At 44.2% G+C, this 20,295-nt stretch carries 24 protein-coding genes; 7 read left to right on the top strand and 17 right to left on the bottom strand.

Annotated features, from left to right (window positions below; genetic code table 11):
• The 6 genes from AM506_RS07410 to AM506_RS07385 all read right to left on the bottom strand — a co-directional run.
• Positions 1-284, bottom strand: a 284-nt coding sequence (locus AM506_RS07410; RefSeq protein WP_160316856.1) for a transposase family protein, incomplete at its 3' end; no start/stop codon positions are given.
• A 163-nt stretch (positions 285-447) separates the two neighbouring features.
• Entirely contained in the window at positions 448-1,365 is a 918-nt protein-coding gene (locus tag AM506_RS07405) for a ketopantoate reductase family protein (RefSeq protein WP_060671844.1), read from the bottom strand.
• Between the two features lie 75 nt (positions 1,366-1,440).
• Positions 1,441-2,049: a class I SAM-dependent methyltransferase gene (locus AM506_RS07400; protein WP_060671843.1), complete on the bottom strand. Its 609-nt coding sequence runs from the start codon at positions 2,047-2,049 to the stop codon at positions 1,441-1,443.
• A 117-nt stretch (positions 2,050-2,166) separates the two neighbouring features.
• On the bottom strand, positions 2,167-3,558 hold the full coding sequence (locus AM506_RS07395; protein WP_060671868.1) for a nucleoside recognition domain-containing protein: 1,392 nt from the start codon (positions 3,556-3,558) through the stop codon (positions 2,167-2,169).
• On the bottom strand, positions 3,545-4,270 hold the full coding sequence (locus tag AM506_RS07390; RefSeq protein WP_060671842.1) for a FeoB small GTPase domain-containing protein: 726 nt from the start codon (positions 4,268-4,270) through the stop codon (positions 3,545-3,547). Before AM506_RS07390 ends, AM506_RS07395 begins: the two co-directional genes overlap by 14 nt.
• A gap of 2 nt (positions 4,271-4,272) precedes the next feature.
• The gene (locus tag AM506_RS07385; RefSeq protein ID WP_060671841.1) at positions 4,273-4,524 is read right to left on the bottom strand and encodes a FeoA family protein; all 252 of its coding nucleotides are present in this window, start codon (positions 4,522-4,524) and stop codon (positions 4,273-4,275) included.
• 267 nt (positions 4,525-4,791) lie between these two features.
• Here AM506_RS07385 and AM506_RS07380 point away from each other — a divergent pair, with 267 nt between their 5' ends.
• On the top strand, positions 4,792-5,466 hold the full coding sequence (locus AM506_RS07380; RefSeq protein ID WP_060671840.1) for an NAD(P)H-dependent oxidoreductase: 675 nt from the start codon (positions 4,792-4,794) through the stop codon (positions 5,464-5,466).
• A gap of 40 nt (positions 5,467-5,506) precedes the next feature.
• On the opposite strand, the gene AM506_RS07375 is transcribed toward AM506_RS07380, so the two are convergent.
• The 6 genes from AM506_RS07375 to AM506_RS07345 form a co-directional block, all read right to left on the bottom strand.
• Positions 5,507-6,754 carry an ATP-binding protein gene (locus AM506_RS07375; RefSeq protein ID WP_060671839.1) on the bottom strand — a complete coding sequence of 416 codons (1,248 nt, stop codon included), beginning with the start codon at positions 6,752-6,754 and terminating at the stop codon, positions 5,507-5,509.
• A gap of 37 nt (positions 6,755-6,791) precedes the next feature.
• Positions 6,792-7,361 (bottom strand): helix-turn-helix domain-containing protein, encoded by a 570-nt coding sequence (locus AM506_RS07370; protein WP_060671838.1) that lies wholly within the window; start codon positions 7,359-7,361, stop codon positions 6,792-6,794.
• 214 nt (positions 7,362-7,575) lie between these two features.
• Entirely contained in the window at positions 7,576-8,634 is a 1,059-nt protein-coding gene (locus AM506_RS07365; protein ID WP_060671837.1) for a C45 family autoproteolytic acyltransferase/hydolase, read from the bottom strand.
• Between the two features lie 79 nt (positions 8,635-8,713).
• On the bottom strand, positions 8,714-9,232 hold the full coding sequence (locus AM506_RS07360; RefSeq protein WP_152968545.1) for a hypothetical protein: 519 nt from the start codon (positions 9,230-9,232) through the stop codon (positions 8,714-8,716).
• 168 nt (positions 9,233-9,400) lie between these two features.
• Entirely contained in the window at positions 9,401-9,985 is a 585-nt protein-coding gene (gene clpP / locus AM506_RS07350; RefSeq protein ID WP_060671834.1) for an ATP-dependent Clp endopeptidase proteolytic subunit ClpP, read from the bottom strand.
• Positions 9,986-10,006: 21 nt separating this feature from the next.
• Positions 10,007-10,678 carry a sigma factor-like helix-turn-helix DNA-binding protein gene (locus AM506_RS07345; protein WP_060671833.1) on the bottom strand — a complete coding sequence of 224 codons (672 nt, stop codon included), beginning with the start codon at positions 10,676-10,678 and terminating at the stop codon, positions 10,007-10,009.
• Positions 10,679-10,862: 184 nt separating this feature from the next.
• On the opposite strand from AM506_RS07345, the gene AM506_RS07340 reads away from it, so the two are divergent.
• The 4 genes from AM506_RS07340 (at position 10,863) to AM506_RS07325 (ending at position 14,669) form a co-directional block, all read left to right on the top strand.
• Positions 10,863-11,537, top strand: coding sequence for a response regulator transcription factor (locus AM506_RS07340; RefSeq protein WP_060671832.1), 675 nt, complete (start codon positions 10,863-10,865; stop codon positions 11,535-11,537).
• On the top strand, positions 11,534-12,904 hold the full coding sequence (locus AM506_RS07335; RefSeq protein WP_060671831.1) for a HAMP domain-containing sensor histidine kinase: 1,371 nt from the start codon (positions 11,534-11,536) through the stop codon (positions 12,902-12,904). The genes AM506_RS07340 and AM506_RS07335 overlap by 4 nt, the downstream gene beginning before the upstream one ends.
• 72 nt (positions 12,905-12,976) lie before the next feature.
• The gene (locus AM506_RS07330; RefSeq protein ID WP_160316855.1) at positions 12,977-14,014 is read left to right on the top strand and encodes an ABC transporter permease; all 1,038 of its coding nucleotides are present in this window, start codon (positions 12,977-12,979) and stop codon (positions 14,012-14,014) included.
• A gap of 1 nt (position 14,015) precedes the next feature.
• A complete protein-coding gene (locus AM506_RS07325) occupies positions 14,016-14,669 on the top strand; it encodes an ABC transporter ATP-binding protein (RefSeq protein WP_060671829.1) in 654 nt (217 codons plus the stop codon).
• Positions 14,670-14,705: 36 nt separating this feature from the next.
• Here AM506_RS07325 and AM506_RS07320 read toward each other — a convergent pair whose 3' ends face one another.
• The 5 genes from AM506_RS07320 to AM506_RS07300 all read right to left on the bottom strand — a co-directional run bounded on the left by AM506_RS07320 (position 14,706) and on the right by AM506_RS07300 (position 19,197).
• Positions 14,706-15,725 carry a hypothetical protein gene (locus tag AM506_RS07320; protein WP_060671828.1) on the bottom strand — a complete coding sequence of 340 codons (1,020 nt, stop codon included), beginning with the start codon at positions 15,723-15,725 and terminating at the stop codon, positions 14,706-14,708.
• Positions 15,726-15,889: 164 nt separating this feature from the next.
• A complete protein-coding gene (locus AM506_RS07315; RefSeq protein ID WP_060671827.1) occupies positions 15,890-16,756 on the bottom strand; it encodes a DMT family transporter in 867 nt (288 codons plus the stop codon).
• 177 nt (positions 16,757-16,933) lie between these two features.
• On the bottom strand, positions 16,934-17,389 hold the full coding sequence (locus AM506_RS07310) for an SRPBCC family protein (protein WP_060671826.1): 456 nt from the start codon (positions 17,387-17,389) through the stop codon (positions 16,934-16,936).
• Entirely contained in the window at positions 17,373-18,149 is a 777-nt protein-coding gene (locus AM506_RS07305; RefSeq protein WP_060671825.1) for an SRPBCC domain-containing protein, read from the bottom strand. The genes AM506_RS07310 and AM506_RS07305 overlap by 17 nt, the downstream gene beginning before the upstream one ends.
• 190 nt (positions 18,150-18,339) lie before the next feature.
• Positions 18,340-19,197, bottom strand: coding sequence for an AraC family transcriptional regulator (locus AM506_RS07300; RefSeq protein ID WP_060671824.1), 858 nt, complete (start codon positions 19,195-19,197; stop codon positions 18,340-18,342).
• 249 nt (positions 19,198-19,446) lie between these two features.
• On the opposite strand from AM506_RS07300, the gene AM506_RS07295 reads away from it, so the two are divergent.
• Together AM506_RS07295 and AM506_RS07290 are read left to right on the top strand one after the other, a co-directional pair.
• Positions 19,447-19,881, top strand: a complete 435-nt coding sequence (locus AM506_RS07295; RefSeq protein WP_060671823.1) for an SRPBCC family protein — start codon at positions 19,447-19,449, stop codon at positions 19,879-19,881.
• Positions 19,882-20,199 carry an ArsR/SmtB family transcription factor gene (locus AM506_RS07290; protein ID WP_060671822.1) on the top strand — a complete coding sequence of 106 codons (318 nt, stop codon included), beginning with the start codon at positions 19,882-19,884 and terminating at the stop codon, positions 20,197-20,199.
• Positions 20,200-20,295 lie beyond the last annotated feature (96 nt).

Here is a 20,295-nt window from a genome sequence, read left to right as displayed (position 1 = left end):
CGTTGGTATCGTTTCACAAAGGGATTCTTTTCCGCAAACTTCTTCCCGCAAGGGCAAGCATATCTTCTTCTTTTGTAAAAGATGAGTGTGTGTCTTTCAAACAGCTTTAAATGCTTAATTTTTTGTATACGATAATCGTGAATCTTATAGGTGAAAGTAGCACAAACCGGACATTTGTGAGCTGTAACTGGCATTTCTACATAAACACAAAGTCTCTCTTCCACTTCCTCCATTTTCGTAACCAATGCTTCTTCAAAACCCGGTAAAATTATGTTAGAATTCATTATGCACGTATCTCCAATCTATACTTGTTTCTCGACAACTCAAGTATAAAAGACTGGATGATTACGTGCATTTTTTATGTTCAAATTGTGTAAGAACCCCAACAAATATTATAGAACCAAAAAAACATCAGACACCCCCAAAAGGCATCTGATGTCACATCTCTCACTTACTCGCAATCTCATAAATCTTCAAATTCCCATAAATCAACTGTAAATCAGGTACCTCTACATCCTGGCTTTCAGCAGCCTCCAGTAAATAACCGTATAAATGATCGGCCTCCACGGACAGATTCTTCTCCATATCCCGCTGCAGGGAAGACTTCATGCTGTACCCCATCCCCTTGATTTTGTCGAAAAGGGCTTCTTCAATATTTTTAGAGAGGGGCGCCTCCAAATTCCTCATGACCCTCGCTGACTGAGATAGGACCGCCTTGATCCGCCGTTCTCCTTCACCGGTCTCCCGGATCGGACCGATCGGGGCACGATACAGGGACGTCACACCTGAAAGAGTGGTGATAAAGAGATATTTATGCCACATTTCCCCCTCGATCGTATCGGATAAACGAAAGTTCGCCTTCGTTCCTGAGAATGCTTCTTCCAGCCTGGCAATTCTTGAAGTCCTTTCTCCATTCCTCTCTCCAAACACCATGTCATGGATAGGGCTTGTCTGAATGACTTTTCCGGCCTCGTCCAATGTTGACTCGACAAAGCATAAGCCCCCTATCACCTTTCCTTCCCCGAAGGCTTCAATCAGGTCGTCGATGTGTGACATTCCGTTCAATAATGGAAGGATCATCGTGTCTTTTCCTACAAAAGGGGTCAGGCTATCGATTGCCCCATTTAAATGATAGGCCTTGGTCGACAAAATGATGACATCAAACGGCTCTGCTTTTTCCTCAGCTTTAAGGGTTTTCGGCTGAAAACGAAAATCGCCATGAACGCTTTCCAGTTGCAATCCATGTTCTTTCAGCTGATGCTCCCTTTTATCCCGGACTAGAAAGGTGACGTCCTCGCCTTTCTCTGCCAATCTGCCTCCGAAGTAACCACCGACGGCACCTGCACCTACAACTAATATTCTCACTCAAATCCGCCTCCACTCTGTTTCTGTCTTCCTCCTCATTCTCCGATATGAAAGCGGATAAATCAAAAATTCTGATTAATACATCAATCCATATACCAAGAACCGTTCATATGCATTCTGCTCAAATTGCCCCGTTAATGATACCTCTTTAAGCAATTCAAATAACGGATGTTCCTCCAGATAATGAACATAGTCATCCGAGCTGTAGTACAGAAGAATTTCGATGTCACGGGGGAAAGCTTCCACTGAAAAGAGAATATTATTGATCACTTTCATAAATATTTGTACAGAAAACGGATTGAAAAAGTAAAAGCGATTGTCTTCCGGGTGAATGTCATAATCCTCAGCCAGGCAATGGCAAAAGGAAATCGAGTTGTTCTTGATTTTTGTTTTTTCACGGTAGGTCGAAAGATTCTTCATACAGTCCCCGTAAAACTCGTCGTTCATTTCCACCCCGACGACTGTCGTTTGAAAATGGTGGTGAAGAAAGAAGTTCAATCGTCCTTTCCCGCATCCGAAATCCACGACCCGATCCCTTCGTTTCAGTTCATAATGCTGAAATAACTCCTCGAGGGCCGCATAGGGGGTCGGTTCATAACGATGATAGTGAAAGGATCTGTGGAAGCCTATTTGTCGATCACCCGTTTTGATATTCAGCAATTTGTCATAATCATGTTCTTTCATCGTGATCTCCTTGTAAACCTGGCGTATGCACTCTTCAATCGTAACACTTTTAATCAGACCTTTCAGAAACAACAAGAAGCAAATCCCTATAAAAAAGGATTTGCTTCTCCAGTTGGTTTATACCCAGCCCAATGCCCTGACAATGGTCGCCACCAGGAAGGTGACCCCGATCGCAATCGCTGTCGGGATCGCAAAGGACATGAACGTCCATTTCTTGCTTTTCGTTTCCTTGTAAATATTCACAAGGGTCGTTCCGCAAGGGAAATGGAGCAGGGAAAAGAGCATCATATTCAGTGCAGTTAACCAAGTCCAGCCGTGACTGACGAAAACCGCTTTTAATTCTGTGAGGTCATCAAGCTCAAGCATCGCCCCTTGAGAAAGATAAGCCATGATCAGGATCGGTACGACAATTTCGTTGGCCGGCAGTCCGATAATAAAGGCTGCCAGGATGAAACCATCCATCCCTAGTGCCTGCCCGAACGGATCGAGGAATTCAACAAAGTGCATGAGAATGCTCGTGTCACCGATATGGATATTCGCGATGATCCACGTGATGATCGAAGCCGGCGCGGCCACGATCACAGCTCTTTTTAACACATACCAGGATTTATCTTTACTGGAGCGCAAGACGGTACTCCAGATCTTCGGACGACGGTAGGGAGGTAACTCGAGTGTATAATGAGTGGGAACTCCTTTAAGAGCTGTTTTGGATAACACCCATGATACGGCAATGGTAACGGTAATCCCGATCAACACCATGCTCATGACCATACCGGCAGTCACAAAGGAAGCCATCCCACCGGCATATCCCGCTGCCATGAATAGGGAAGAAAGCAGGATCAGCGTCGGCCAGCGTCCATTACATGGTACAAAGTTATTTGTCAGGATGGCTAGCATCCGTTCTCTTGGGGATTCAATAATCCTGGTAGACATGATGGCTGCTGCATTACAGCCGAAGCCCATTGCCATCGTCAATGACTGTTTCCCATGACCTCCCGCTTTTTTAAAGAGTCGGTCCATATTGAATGCGACCCTTGGTAAATATCCGTAATTCTCAAGTAGCGCAAAAGCAGGAAAGAAAATCGCCATCGGTGGAAGCATGACGCTGATCACCCAACCGGTACCCCTGAAGAACCCGAGAACCAGTACTCCGTGGAGCCAGGCAGGTGCATTCATAGCATTAAAGAGCAGGGTCAGCTGCCCTTCCATCCAGGCGAACCCTTGTGCCAGCATGCTGGATGGAACGTTCGCCCCCGCGATTGTCAGATAAAATACCGCTCCAAGCATGGCGAGCATGATCGGGAATCCCCAAATCGGGGAAGTCAGCACTTTATCCAGCTTTTCAGAATGAATCCGTTCTTTATTTTTATATTTTACGACCTCTTTGCAGATCCCTCTGCTCGTGGAGTAAATGTTTTCTACAATTTCATCCCGCAGGTTGTCACTCGACATCCCTTTGGCATGATTGAATAAATACGCGAGGCCCTGATCTCCCTCATGTGGTTGCATTGACTGAGACATTCGTCATTCCTCCTCCCTTTCGTTCCCTCCGGAAGTAATCATTCAACGAGTTGAGTATGCTTTCATCTCCATCTAATAATCGCAGGGAAATCCATCGAATCGGAAACTCTTCCCCGATCATCTGCCGTACCTTCGGAGACAGTTCTTCAATCTTTTTTTCAATATCATTTGAGTACGTCATGCGATATGGAGTGGTCGGTACATTTCCTCTTGCCATTTCATGGACAGTATCTAATAACTCTTTTATGCCCGTATTATTTCTAGCCGATATTTTCACTATTGGAACACCAAGCTTTTCGCGGAGTGCTTCACTATCTACTTCAATTCCTTTTTTCTTCGCTTCATCCATTAAATTCAAGGCTACGATGACCCGATCCGTCATTTCCATCACTTGAAGAGCAAGGTTCATATTTCGTTCAAGGGATGTGGCATCAAGTACAACCAGCGTCACATCCGGTTTATCAAAAATAATGTAATCCCTCGCTACCTCTTCATCTGTTGAATTGGAGTAAAGGGAATAGGTCCCGGGCAGATCGACGATGGTGAAATCCGTCCCGTTATGTTTAAACTCACCTTCTGCATGAATGACTGTTTTTCCCGGCCAGTTCCCTGTGTGCTGTCGTAAACCCGTCAATAGATTGAATAATGTACTTTTCCCCGTATTCGGATTTCCTGCAAGGGCAATTCTGTATGAATCCATCCTTACGCACCTCCTATTTTCTCAACATGAATCCTTGAACTTTCTTCTTTCCGCAAGGCAATCGTGGTGTCACTCACCCGAAAGGCCATGGGGTCCCCCAGTGGACTTTTTTGAACGACCGCTACCTCTGATCCCCTTACAAACCCCAGATCCAATAACCTTCTTCTCATCGTACCTTCTAAGGATAATGATGTTATAAGAACACGGTCCCCTGGCTTACATTCTGAAAGAGGCATCGTTTTGACTTCGGACATGTTTCATTCCTCCGGTAAATTATATTGTATTTGTGTTAAAAAGTTTCCCTGATGCAAATTATATGTTCATCTTATTCCCTTCACCCCTAAAATGTCAAACAAAGTTTCATATTTTTGTAGATTTTTAAAATGGAAACCCCCGCCAATGTTCAAGAAAACAGGCACCATCCCTTTGAAAAAGTTCTTCAAACACATCACATGATTAACCTCCTGAACTTGTGGTAAATTAAACATGTTGGAATTAAAGGATTAAGGAGTGAATGTTCAATGTCTACAAAAGAACAAATCAAGCAAGACATTTTAGATGCTTATCATTTCAGACATGCAACGAAAGAGTTCGATCCGAACAAGAAGGTTTCCGATGACGATTTCAGGTTCATTATGGAAACAGGGAGACTTTCACCAAGCTCATTCGGGTTCGAACCATGGAGATTTGTGGTCATCCAAAATCCTGAACTGAGAGAAAAGATCAAGAACACTGCGTGGGGAGCATACGGAAAACTGCCGGAAGCCAGTCATTTCGTCGTGATCCTTGCGAGGACTAAGAAGGATACCAAGTACGATTCAGACTATTTACAGGATCATTTCAAAAATAAAAAGAACATGCCTGCGGATCATCTGGCAAAATACTTAGAGCGGATCGAACAGTTCCAGAAGGTTGATTTCGATTTACTTGAAGGTGATCGTCCTTTATACGACTGGGCCGGAAAGCAGACTTATTTAGCCCTTGGCAATATGATGACGGCTGCTGCCCAGATCGGGGTCGACTCCTGTCCGATCGAAGGCTTTGACATTGAGAAAATGAATAAGCTGCTGGATGAAGAGGGCTTACTTGAAGACGGCAGTTTCAGTATTTCTGTCATGGTTGCATTCGGGTACCGAGTCAATGAACCTGCACCGAAATCACGCCGTCCTTATGAAGACATCGTGAAGTTTGTGTAATAAAAAAGGAATCCCACTACCGGGATTCCTTTTTTTATACTCACCCTGCCTCTGTCTTCAGGGACTTATCCAATTGAATTGTGACCGTTGTACCCTTATTCAGTTCACTTTCGACCTCGATTTTACCCTTCATGGAATGTACAATGATGGTGGCTGCCATCATCCCAAGGCCCGTTCCTTCATCTTTTGTCGTAAAGAAGGGTTCTCCAAACCGTTGAATTTGTTCCTTCGTCATCCCCTGGCCAGAATCAGAAATGGAAATCAAAAGGTTTTCTTCCTCGACCATGGTAATTGATACTTCCCCACCATGTGGCATGGATTCTATGGCATTTAATAGTATATTTCCAATGCATTTCCGAAAGCTCTTGCGTTGACCATCCACATACACGTCATCGATAAGCTGATAGTGGAATGAAACTTGTCCAGCCTCATTCTTTAGGGTTTCAATCAGTTCAAGAATGGAGTGCTTTACATCAATACTCTCTATTTTATCCACAGCTGAGTTCGTGAAGGTCAAATATTCCTCTATGACATGTGTGGCTTGTTCAATCCCTTTTAAAGACAGCTCAATAAATTCCCTCTGTGTTTTTTCGTTTCTTTCTTCTTGAACAAGCTGCAGGAATCCTTTGGAGGATGTTAGGGGATTCCGTATCTCATGAGAAATACTGGCAGCCAATTGACTCACCACTTTCAGCTTTTCATGTTGAGAAAATGTTTTTCTCAACATCATTACCTTCCGTATCATTTCCGCTATCATCACAGAGATCATGGTTGCAGCCAAAGGAATGATCACAAGATAAAGATACTCATCCACTGAGATTTCGGCTGAATTGATATAACCAAACAGGAGATTAAAGATCGTCATGCTAAAACAGATGGCAACGGTAAAGAACATTTTCACTTTTTTCTTAGCCCTCAGGAAACCTTTAGAAAAGGCTGCCAAAATTAAAAAAGTGATAAAATAGTTTAGGATCACTAAATGGATCAGCCCGCTCCCGATGATCAAGTAACGTAACGCTATGATGATGATCATCAAAACAAATGATACGGCCGGTCCAAAATATAAGCTGGCCAGAAAAAAGGGTATCCTTCTTAAATCGACATAAACTCCATTTGTAAGCTTATGACTGAACATTACACATAACAGAATCGTAACCGTAGAAAAAATGATGACGATTCCTTTAGAAGGCTGCTTCTTTGTCACATCGTAATAAAGGGCGAATAGCAAGAGTCCCACTACAATAAATAAAAAATTCAATAATAAGTTCGTTAAGACAGAATCATGCATGTGTACACCCCTCTCTCACTTCAATTGGACAATCTTATCAGGAGGGAATTTCATAATCCGCGGCCTTTACCTCTTCTTTAATCAGCTGAGTGGAGGCAGAACTTCCTCCAATCAGTTTACCTTTATGATTAAATAAGGGATGGCAGGTAACATCATATTCATATGTTTGATCGGATATTGGAAAAGCGATATTCCTTCTAATGGATGTACGAATGTTAATGACCTCTTGCTTTAATTTCATTAATTCCCTGGTGCCGTCATTATCTTCTAATTCCACGTCCCGCTTACCAATTACTGAAACGGGATCGAAGTCCGGATGGGGGTTGAAAATCCATGTATATCTCAACTCTAAATCAAAATGGGCAATTACCATCGGGGAATCTTGCAGGGCGAAATGAAAGGGACTTTCCTCTAACTCGAAGACGGAAACGTGAAAATTCAGCAAGTCTGCCAAATTCTCTGCCAGCCTCCTGCTTGGTACTCTAACTCCACTTTCAATTTTTGAATAGTAGGACCTGTCGATATGAACTAAATAGGCAATTTCTTCTTGGCTGTACCCCTTCATCTTTCTTAGTCGTTCAAGCCAATTTCTCTTCTGATGACTCATTCGCATCCCTCCTACAAAACCTTTCTAGTTCTATTATACTGATTCAATATCCAAAAACTATGTGACTATTTTGTCACTATTGCAAAATATCGTAAAACCGCCTAAAAGCCCTACATTTAAGGAAAAATCAGAAAAATTCTTCTAGTAAAATGGAATTTACGTCGCTAACCATACACAAAAAAAGAACTCCAGGAGTAAACCTGAAGTCCTACATTTAATTCCCGAACCAATCCGCTCCCTCATCCATATGAACAAACGGAATGTCAGTATCCACTTTGCCTGTCATTTTCTCCTGTTCAACATCCTTACCATTCAGCCATTCAGCAAAATCAAAGATAACAGGCTCCCGATCCCCGCCAAGGGCAAACCATGCTTTCATTTGTTTCGGAAAATAAGCCGATGTATGTATCGTGCCGGCCCAGCTGCCGTAAAGATCCGAGAACACCCCTTTATCACTGTCATTCATTAATCGGAAGGCACTACGGGCGTCATGCTCACCCGTTTCCTTGATTATGCTCAATCTTCGCTTGGAATCGACCAGGTGATTTCTATTCTCATGGGTCATGATTTCAAAATGATTGGTACACGCATTTTCCTGTCTTACCTCTACCCCGCGCGGTGAGGTTTCCACGATAAACGTTTCCCCGCTCCTGTCATACACGACATAGCTGAATGAGTGCCGATGCGGAATCTCCTTCAACATATCAACGGCTTCGGTAACATCTTTACACGATTCGAGGATCAATCGTCCAATCATGCAGCAGATGAAACCATCACCGGGATTTTTCCGGTGCATGAAGTTATACCCCAACGCCAGGCCTTTTTCGTTCATGCCGTCCATCCTGCCAGTCACGCGCTGACTTGGACCGATGATCGCGTATCCTGTATCCGTTGGTTGAAAGAACGTATAGCGTCCCTCATAGGTTTTGGGATGGTAATCATAATTTCTGATCAGATAATCGTTACCCGTCATGATCGAGCATCCGGACTTCACATAATCCACCCGGTAGCCGCCAAACTCCTTCAGCACCCGCTCCATCGGCCACTGGAGTGCTTCCTGTAAGCCAAGGAGTTCATCCCAGAGCCCTGGGGCAAATCGCTTGATGGCTCCCTTTGCTTCTTCAATGCTGATGGAGAAGCGCGGCTTACGTACTTTCCATTGATTTTCCCGGTTTCTGACCGTGATCGAATCCTTTATTCTTTCTCCCTGCATATAACCAAAATCGTAATGAGATCCACGAAATTGAATCACATCGCTATGTATTGTTTTCATGCTAAACCCTCATTTTCATCAGTATCTATTCTACAAGGATAATAGAATGGTTCATAAAAAGAAAGAAATCGCCATCCTCCTATACACGCTTATCAACTGGAAGAAAAACAAGTATCACAAAACAAATGATGAACGCCATACCCGTTACCAATTCTCCAATGAAAAAACCGATCATACTCATGAATTCGTCTTCGCCAGGATACTGAGGGACGTACGTCATCCATTTATAAAGGATAATCAAAAACAGAAACAAGTAAAAACCGCTTCCCAACAAACCCACTTTCAACCTTTCACATTTCCCCCAGTCTCTTGCATAGACAATCGATTGCCACACGCGGATACTGGAAACAACTGCCCCCACCATGATTACAAGATGAATGTATGGAATCATCATGAAGGTGATACCGTACAAGATCAACGCCGTTGACCCAAATAAAAGGAGGTTCATTCCAAATAAAAAAGCACCAATCAACCAGGGATTTTGAAACCAATTGTGCTTATTGAGCGATAATATCCATTTCACTCTATATGGTTTCCCTCCGGACTTTCTCATAAAAAACAACACCCATATAAATCCCAATAAAATCATCAGCGTCATAATTGATACCCTCCTTCTCATCCACAGACGATTTTACCATATTTTTCTTAATGATTGTGCCCTGTTGTACCTGGTACAACTCCAGTGAAATGTACCAGGTACACGTCCAGTCGTTCAATAGACGAACTAAAACAAAAAGAACGGCCGTATCGACCGTTCCTCTCATCCTTATTTTTTCTTCTCAATAATCTCATCGATGATCCCATATTCCTTTGCTTCATATGCACTCATAAAATAATCACGATCTGTATCAAAGGCCACTTTCTCTACAGATTGCCCTGTTTTCTCAGCTATGATTTCATTGATATGCTCCCTTAATTTCAGGATGCGCTTTGCCGAAATTTCAAGATCAGTCGCCTGACCACGCGCTCCTCCCAAAGGCTGGTGAATCATGATTTCACTATTCGGAAGGGCAAATCGTTTCCCTTTCGCACCTGCTAACAGAAGCATCGCCCCGAATGAAGCCGCCATCCCCGTGCAGATCGTCCGTACATCGGGGTTGATATACTCCATCGTATCAAAGATGGCGAACCCTGCGGAAGTCGATCCCCCCGGACTGTTGATATATAAGGAAATGTCTTTATCCGGATCATCCGCTGCCAGGAATAACAATTGTGCCACAATACTATTAGCCATCTGATCATTCACTTCGTCACTCACCATGATGATTCGGTCCTTTAATAATCGTGAGTAAATGTCGTAGGAGCGCTCCCCTTTACCGGATTGTTCAATCACATAGGGTATTGCATTCATATATACTTCCTCCCTCATTCGTTATGCAGCCATTGAGAGGACGTGCGAAGACGACGGAGATGCCGGTGTCACCATATGGACCTGACCATATGCAAGAAGTGTCGGGATGTAGGCGATCAAAAGACTGGGATCCTGTGCTTTCAGGCTCCGGGATAAAATCGCGTTCAGCTCTCTTTGAAGAGTATCGTTTTCATATCGTTCACTTCCGCCCCATTCATCATCGTCTGAGATCTTTTTCACTTTCGATCTGGCACGGTTCAGTAAGGCTTTTACAGCGGTTTCCTTCAGGTTCAACAGACCAGCGATTTCAGAAATCTTGTACTGAAACGCTTCCTTTAATACGAATGAAACCAGCTGCTTTGGAGTCAATTCATGTGATATCATTTGAATCATTTCGGGACTGATCCACTCTTTTGAATGATGTTCTAAAGCATATTCAGGAACGGGACCGATCATTTCCCTGCTTTCTTTCCGTCCTTTATCAATCCAAAGATGATACGCCATTTTCTTCAGTAAGGCAGAACTCCAATCCAAAGATTCAGGGTATCGGCTGAGTGCTTTACAAACAGACTCCTGAGCAAGATCCTCCCCGTCCCATTTGTCCTTCGTCAGAAAATAGCAGTATCGTAACAGTTTGAGAACCATCTCTTCCATTCCCTCATCGTCCCTGTTGTACACCGACCTCATTTGCATAGTCTTCACTCCTTTGCATCCTCTCACTTCTATAACGGATAAGTACGGAAAAAAGATATGGGTGAAATCATATTTTCCTATTATTATATCCAAGGGGAGGGCGTTTCGTCATAAATTGGTTTCCTCTCCGTCACTTGTGCTAAAGTGAAATCATAATAATCGCAAACAGAAATGAGGTGCCGTAATGATATCGATCCTTGTGGTTGATGATGATCCCAATCTGCGAAAGCTCGTTAGGGTGTATTTGGAGCAAAATGGATACCTGGTAACAGAGGCAACGGACGGCGAAGCGGCTTCCGTCAGTCTTCTCCATCAACCCGTCGACCTGGCCATTGTCGATCTGATGATGCCGAATAAAGATGGATTTCAGCTGGCAGAAGAAATTAGGTCTGACTATGACATCCCGATCATTATGTTGACGGCCAGGGGCAGTCTCACCGATAAAGCGAAAGGATTCCAGGCAGGGACCGATGATTATATGGTGAAACCCTTTGAAAAAGAAGAACTCCTCTTCCGGGTGCAGGCGATCTTGAGACGATTCGACCGGGCAGGTTCCCAAACCGTGCGCCTGGGAGACATGGCTCTTGATAAACGATCTTATGAGGTAAAGGCCGGGAACAGAACGGTGGTCCTCCCCCTCAAGGAATTTGAACTCTTATATTATCTTGCCAGCTTTCCAAACCGGACCTTTACCAGGGATGAGCTCATCCAGCATGTATGGGGAATGGACTTTGAAGGGGATGACCGAACCGTCGACGTCCATATTAAAAGACTGCGTGGACGGTTCCAGGATTCTTCCCAATCCTTTACAATCACGACCGTACGTGGAGTCGGATACAAACTGGAGGTACACAAATGAAGAGCCTATATATCCGGATCGTTGTTGTCACCCTTTTCATCATGATGATAAGCAGCGTGATCGCCTTTATCGGCTCGAACCTTTACTACCAGAAGATTTTAAAACCATCCAATGATAAGAAAAACACAGAAATCGCCAATGACGTAGTGGACCTATTCGAAGCTGCCTCCATGGACGAATCCACTTTTTTTGAAAAGACGGCTAAACTCAGTTATCAATTTTACGTAACAGATGAAAAGGGAGACGGAACCTTTTATGGAGAAGAGTTTCGGAATCGAACCTTGTCGCCCAAAGTGATAAAGAATGTAGTGAATGGCGATACATACCACGGCATGGCTGAATATCCCTCCACCACATTTGTGACAGGTTTTTTCTCAAATGAATTGTCCAACTCGATCGGTGTCCCGATTGAAATTGACGGAAAACCGCATGCCTTGTTCATGAGACCGGACATCAAGCAGCAGTTCAATGAGATCCACATTCTGCTGGCTATCCTGCTCCTCCTGACGATTTCCCTCAGCATGCTGATTGTCTTCTTCAGTACAAGGTATCTGGTGAAACCGATCAGGGGGCTCACCGTCGCTACAAAGAAGATCGCCGGCGGGGATTATTCCATACAGCTGAAGGAAAACCGACAGGATGAAATCGGGACATTGGCCAAATCATTTATGTCCATGAGTCGACAGCTGATGCAAGTAGAACAAATGCGTCAGGAATTCGTTGCAAATGTATCCCATGAAATTCAGACACCTCTTTCCTCCATGAAAGGTTATGCAAATCTGCTCCGTTCCCCTTCTCTTTCCAAAGAGGAACAGGAGGCCTACACCAAGGTGATTGAATCTGAAAGCACCCGCTTGGCAAAGGTAAGCAAACAGCTTTTGACCCTTGCCTCTCTTGATAAGGATGATGGATTCATCAAATGTGAATCCGTTAACTTGACTGGGATGCTTCAAACTCTCATTAGCCAAACGAGGTGGCTGTGGGAAGAAAAAGACCTTGCCCTCTCACTGGAGGCGGATGAGGTGATCTGTTCAGGGAACGCAGACCTTCTTTACCAGGCCTTCGAGAACCTCTTATCCAACAGCATAAAATATACTCCCTTTGGAGGTGAAATCCGTCTTTCCCTTCACAAGGAACAAAGCGGCATCACGTTTAGGATCGAGGATACGGGAATCGGCATCCATCCCGACCATATCGAAAAGATCTTTGAGCGTTTCTATAAAGTGGACGAGTCCCGCAGTCATGAACGAACCAGCAGCGGACTGGGTCTCTCCATCGTCAAGAAAATCATCTCCCTCCACAATGGAGACATTCATGCAGAGAGCATGCCCGACGAAGGGACGATCTTTACGGTGACGCTTCCTTAATACACTGTTCATCTTCCGTTCATACTTCCCTTTTATGATGAAGGGGAAGTTATGAAAGGGAAGGTGATTTTTTTGTTTCTTGCATGGAAAGAAATTCGCTATGCCAAAATGAAGTTCTTATTAATCACAGGCATCATCACATTGATTACCAGCCTTGTGCTATCGATATCTGGATTGGCCAATGGTTTGTCCGTGGATAACGCCTCTGCCATAAAAAACATGACCGCCGGCACATTCGTGGTAGAAAAAAGCGATCAACATCAGCTTGAGCGCTCCATGATGACGCCTGTCGATATCGATGCCGTAAAAGGAGGCTCTCCCCTGGGATTGAAGATGGTGGAAATGATCCATGACGGTGAAGCCGTGAATATCAGCCTCTTTGCCTTAGATCCCGAGAGCTCATTCATGCCAGCTGGAGAAAAAAGCGTGAAACTTGCTCCTTACGAGATCCTTGCAGACCCTGCCCTCAAGAAAGAAGGATATAAACCAGGGGACACCTTCACCTACGGGGAGAAAACATGGATCATCCAGGGATTTACAGAACAACGCTTCAGCTACGGGCATACACCTGCCGTGTTCACCTCTCTGGAGACGTGGAAAGATTTCCAAGGAGAGGATCTCTCGTATCAGGCTCTCCTCTTCACTGACAATAAGGAAGATGACATCCCTCCCAATCTGGACGCGGCAGCCAAAGAGGATATTCTTTCAAACGTACCGGGTTATTCGGCGGAACAGGGGTCATTAAAGATGATGGTGATCTTTCTGCTCATCATCTCAGCAATTGTCCTGGCTACATTCTTCTATGTCATGACGCTGCAAAAGCTCCATCAATACGGTGTACTGAAAGCAATCGGAGCCAAGGCAGGCATTCTCCTCAGTGCCCTGTTTCTCCAGATTTCCATTCTTTCGATCTTCGGTATCCTGACAGGGAATACCCTTACGTATGGATTGACACAACTCATTCCGGGAGATGTCCCGTTTGAATTGTCTTCTAGGATGATCCTGTTAAACAGCGGGTTGATCTTGGCCATGGCTTGGGTCGGTTCACTTTTGTCCTTTAGAAGCATCATGAAAGTCGATCCCCTAGAAGCAATCGGAGGGGTGAAATAAGATGACATCGATCTTGGAATTAAACGGAATTACAAAGACTTACAAACAGGGAAATGAACGGCTCACGGTACTGGATCATATTTCAATGAGGGTCCAAAGCGGGGAGTTCGGTGCGATCCTTGGGCCATCCGGTTCTGGAAAAAGCACACTCCTCTCCATCATCGGAGCTCTGACCAGTCCTTCAAGTGGCGAAGTGATCATCAACGGGCGAAACGTTCATGAGATGAATGGAAAAGAACAAACAACCCTGCGACTCAAGGAAATCGGCTTCATCTTTCAGCAATCGAACCTTGTTCCTTTTTTAACCGTAGAAGAACAACTGCTGCTTGTCGGAAAGCTCACTAAACAGAAGGACCGTCCCCAGGAACGGGCATTGGAATTATTGTCTCATCTTGGACTTGAAGAACGGCGCTCCCATTACCCTGAACAGCTTTCAGGCGGTGAACAGCAGCGGGTCGCCATCGCACGTGCCCTCATGAATGAACCGAAGCTGATCCTTGCCGATGAACCTACCGCGAGCCTCGACAGGGAACGGGGAAAATCCGTGGTGGAATTATTAGTAAAAGAAACGAAGGAAAGAAATATCGCTACTATTATGGTCACTCATGATGAGTCGATGATCGGGGAATGTGATTGGGTTTATCGCATGGGGTAGGAAAGGAAAGTGCCTGGTAACCGTCAGGCACTTTTTTCATGTTTGCTCCAACAACCGTTTTAACTTCTCCGGATCATCCACTCTCAGTGCTACTTTTGACACGCTTTTTTTTCTCCCCATGAACATGGTCGCTTCTACAGTCGTTTTCAAGAACAAGAGCGCTTGAGGATGAAGCTCTTCAAAATCTTTCTGCATGAATACAATGGTATCTTTACTTGGTTTCTTCTCTCCCCATTCCACTCGCTCGATGTTTGAAAGTGGCAGGATCATCCTCAGCCTCAGCCCCTGTGCCACACGCAGCTCGTCATCTTTCACTTCAATAGGATGCAATCTCGTGATCTGGATTTCAGCTATGAAGAGAAGGACTGTGTATACGTTTAGAATCAGCAGAATGAAAGACAGAACAGGAATCTTAGAATGAAGCCACCAGTGAAGGCCGATCGTTTCAATGAGGACGGCATGGATAAGCATAATATTCATGGCAATGGCGCTTGTTTTCCGGTGCAGGGTAACGACTCCGTCATGAACAGGAGCTTTTTTTCGCCAGCTGAAGAAGGCGTAGTAGACCATTAGAAGCTCTGATGACAAAATCCTTATCAGAGGAAGGTTGCTTACCTTTCTTTCGACTGCGGGCAGGAAAGAAAAGATGGGACTTGTTCCTGATGATTTCATATCGGTTCGGATGACTGGAATTCTCTTGATCAATAGTAATATCAGACCCAACTCCGCCAGAAAGAACAAGGCTTCCAAGCTTATTCCGAAGTATAGGAGGATGGTATATGGGGTAAAAAAAACCTCCGGTATAATCACTCTTGCTATCACCAGTCCGAATACCATGAATCCGGCCGCCTGCTTCTTTGACACTTTAAAAGCTGCATAAGCCAGTACTGGTGAAATGACCACCAAATCCATTAAAGATCCTAATACCACCCCTTTTTCAAGTTCAATGGCCAGGAATTGCTGCACGACAGGCTGATACAATAAAACATTGCTCAGGATGACGATTGATAACAGTGTAAGTGCCCATAAAGACCATTTCGAGTCGCGGAGTACCATTTCAATCCTCCTCCCAGACGAAAATTCCATTTACTTACATTATAACTCCTCAGCTTGTTTTTGAGAATATTTATCACATCAATTAATAAGTAAACGACTGATTTGTGAAATTTCGTCCACATATATATGAAAAACCTATCCACCAATTGATGGATAGGTTCGTTTTATACTTCCTGTTTTTTACCGGCTGCATTATTTTTCAAGAACATATACAATGATGCTCCGAAGATCACTACGTATCCAATGATGCTGTACACATCAGGGATCTGCCCGAATAAGAAGATGCTGATGAGAGCGGAATACACGACAGTCGAATAGAAGAAGATCGAGATTTCCCTCGCCGGCGCGAACTTGTATGCGATCGTGATCCCGAACTGACCGACTGTCGCAAAGACACCAGCGGATAACAGGTAAACCCACTGTTTCGCGCTCATCGGTTCATAAAATCCGATGACAAATGGAAGCAGCACGACCGTCGTAAAGAATGAGAAGTAAAAGACGACCGTATAAAACTTCTCCCTGCTCCCGAGTACGCGCAGGACCGTATAGGCACCTGCAGCGAAGATGGCCGAAAACACCCCTGCGAGATACGGAATGACATCAAAGGAAAATGCGGGTTTGATGATGAACAATGTCCCGATGAACGCAATGATGATGGCCACCACCTGAAAGACGCGCGTCCGTTCTTTCAAGAATAGTGCCGAAAAGATGATGGTTAAAAACGGGCTCAGCTTGTTCAGCATATCGGCATCTGACAGCACGAGATGATCGATTGCATAGAAGAACAGCACAATGCCGACAGCACCTAAACCGGAACGCAGTAACAGAAGCTTCTGATTTTCTTTTTTTCCAAATAGGCGTTCCTTATGGTACCGGACAAAACCGAATGCAATGAACGCAGAGACGATATTCCGGAAAAAGGTTTTCTGGATCGTCGGCACATCCCCCGACAACTTGACAAATGCCGCCATCAGAGAGAAACCAAACGCTGATAATAATAACAGTATAATTCCTTTATTTCGATTTGACATCATATCCTCCAATGATAAACAATTTAGCAACTAAATTAGTGTATCAAAAAAAAGGCGGCAAGGAAAAAGAACGGTTCGCAATCCTGCGTACATTCTATACATGTTGAATCAATATTATGTAGACGAGGCACCTGCTTTGTTCAAGCAGGTGCCTCGTCTCTTTTTATTTAGTCAATATTAACTTTCCAGGATTTCTTTGATTTTCTTTAAATCCTTTTTGTTTGCATTTTTCATCATGACTGATATAAGGGGAGTCATCCATCTTGAAAATCCAGTAGGGTTCCCCTGATTCCTTAGGGTCATTTTGGTCGTTTGTTCATCAATAGACTCCCACTCATAGGTGGTTTCCATTGGGAAAGGCCCATTTTCCGTTTTCATCACGAGCTTCTGTTCAGGCATGAACTCTCTAATTTCATATATATAGGAGAGATCCTTCCCTAAGAATCTAGCTTTAAATGCAATTTGAGAATGTACGGATAGTGGCTTTTCCGTTTTCCATTCTGCGGAATCAATATTCACATACCATTCGGGTGCATGATCCGGGTTCACAGCATATTCTGCAACCATATGGATTGGACGGCGTATCGTTATGTTTGTTGTGACATCTACAGTCGTCTTACTTCTTTTCAACATAATTTTTCAGCAGGGTTCCAAGTAAATAGGTCCAACCTTCGGAATGCTTATCTGCCCAGTCCTCTTCTATTACTCCTGAAGCTGCATGGGATAATTGAAGTAACGTGGAGTCACCTTTTTCAATCAATCGATACGTATATGCACTGTTTACGGCACCTTGCATTCCAAGATGACCGTGGAGACGAATTTCCTCCGGTGCGTTAACGTAATACACTGTCCCCCATAATGCTCCTTCATCCTTGCGCCATTTCTCGATGAATTGACCGCCGGGTACAGGATCGAATGTGAATTGTGAGCTTACTCCCTCAGGAGCCAGTTTAAACTCCCACCAGTCCCCCGCTTGCTCGGTTAACGCTTTAAATACCTGATCCCTTGGCGCATCTATCATCACTTCTTGCTCAATGCGAAATACTTTACTTTGTTCCATTGATTCTTCTCCTCCTTTGTTCTCGGCTATTGCTCGTAAATTTAACAGCGAATTGGCAGTAGATTCCATGTATTTCCCTACCCACCGGTTGTGCATTTCCTGCAATGGGACTGCGTTAAGGTAATTTCGCCGGTATTTCCCTTCACGCTTCACCACCACCAAGTTCCCTTCCTCCAAGATGTTCAAATGTTTCATAATCGCGTATCTTGTCACTTCGGGAAAATATTCATTCAGTTCGCCCGTCGTCTTGGCCGACTTCTTTAAGAGATCGAGGATTTCCCTGCGAATGGGGTGACCCAGAGCTTTAAATAAGGTAGAAAGTTCGTCCTTCATGTTAACGATCCTTTCGTTTTGATTAACATGTGAATGAATGGTCACATGTGTTATGTGACTTTATAGTAACATGATAGTTATAACAAATCAATGACAAAAAAAGGACTAGATCCAGGGGAGTCGTCCTTAAAACAAGTTCTTCTCCAGTTACACATAAAAGCCCCCAATCCCTGTTGGAGGCAAACTTACCTTATTTCTTCATAACCGGAACCCAAACTTCACATCTATAATCCTCGTCATTCGGATTTCCAGGCGGATATAATTCGAATTCAGGCGCATCTCCATGCTCATACCCTGTAGACGGAAACCATTCAGAGAAAATCCGCTTCCACACACCCTGGATCGCGTCCGGCATCGGACCAACCGATTCAAATACTGCCCATGTGGAAGCAGGTATCTCCTTAACCTCCAGTGAGGAATGAGGGTCCGTTTTCTTTTCTGACCCGATGAAATAGGTAAACTCTTCATTCGTATGATCGAACTCCATGCAGATTCCGAGCATTTCATCATTATTTGCTGCCTCACAAATTTCACTGTCCAAGCCCGAAGTATTCACCTCATCCCAAAATGCCGGAATCTCCTTCAAGTTTTGACCGTTACTGGTTGAGACTCTTTTCCCTTTTCCAATCACCTGAAATGCTTCTTTTTCAACGATTCTATAATTCATTTCGACTTCCCCTTTTAATTGAATTTGGAAGGAGATACGCGGGAATGCTTTCAAGGGAGTTCCTGATTCTCTTACCTGGGATGGGGAAACACCGTGAGCTTTTCGAAATGCCTTCGAGAAAGACTCTGGTGTTTCGTATCCATACCGGAAAGCGACATCAATGACCTTTACATTCGCATTATTCAGTTCCTGAGCAGCAAGAGTCAGCCTTCTCCTCCTGATGTAATCAGCTACAGTGCAGCCTGTGACTAAAGAAAACAGCCTTTGAAAGTGAAATTTCGAGTTCAATGAGAGCTTGGCAAGCTCCTCCATCTCGATATCTCCTTCAAGATTCTCCTCTATATACTGAATGCAGTCATTCATCCTATGAAGCATTTCCATTGTTTATCTTCTCCCGTCTCAACTAATGTACCATGCAGATTATCTATTCTCCGGTCATTCTGTGCGAAGTGGTGACCGGTGTTTCTTTATAAATTGTGCAATGTATGCAGATACTAACCTTTACCAAGACACTATTTCTACACTCTTTCACCGAACTCCTCTTTTCATTGACACGAAACCATATGGTGTTGTATCATTAAAGCAAAACCAAATGGTGTTATTTTCAACACCAGAAAGCAGGCGACAAATATGAAATCAAATCAAAGCAGTCAGCTTCAAGATATTAACCAAACCGTCCTCTTCAATGCCCCAATCCAAAAGGTATGGGACACCGTTTCCACTTCAGAAGGCATTTCTTCATGGTTCATGCCCAATGATTTCCAACCTGAAGTCGGGTACGAATTTCATATTCAGTCCCCTTTCGGTCCGTCTCCATGTAAGGTATTGGAAGTTGAGGAGCCTCATAAGCTGTCCTTCTCCTGGGATACGGATGGCTGGGTCGTCACATTCCTTTTAAAAGAGGTTGGGACACAAACCGAATTCACATTGGTTCATGGTGGCTGGAAGCATGATGATGCCGTAGTTTCAAAACCGAACGAAAAAAGCTCCGTTATCCGGGAACGTATGGAGAACGGCTGGGTCGGCATTGTGGACCAGCGACTTCGGAAGGTTGTGGAGGAATAAGTGTCTGCCGTTAAACACGATGTATTCCAGGCGATTGCAGATCCAACCCGCCGGGAAGTGCTTCGCCTTCTTTCGGAAAAAGAGATGCCCATTTCGGCACTGACTTCCCATTTTCCGATGAGCCGGACTGCCATTGCCAAGCATCTTGCCATCCTGACAGAAGCCGAGTTGGTTTCCGGTGAAAAAGTCGGCAGGGAAAAAATCTATCGACTTCAGCCTGAACCCCTCGCAGAACTAAAGGATTGGCTAGCCTATTACGAACAGTTCTGGAGCAATAAGCTCTCCAAACTTAAATACCTAGTCGAGGACGAAGATTGAACACTAACAGGGACGGACCTTCCATAGGTCCGTCCCTGTTTATTTTTTACAAGTTGGAGAATTGGAACTATAGCTCCCCCTTCTATTCCCCATCAC

It is taken from the genome of Rossellomorea vietnamensis (genome assembly GCF_001305855.1).
GTDB lineage: Bacteria > Bacillota > Bacilli > Bacillales > Bacillaceae_B > Rossellomorea > Rossellomorea vietnamensis_A.
Note: the sequence above shows the minus strand (reverse complement) of the source record. Positions and strands in the feature narration are given on the sequence as shown.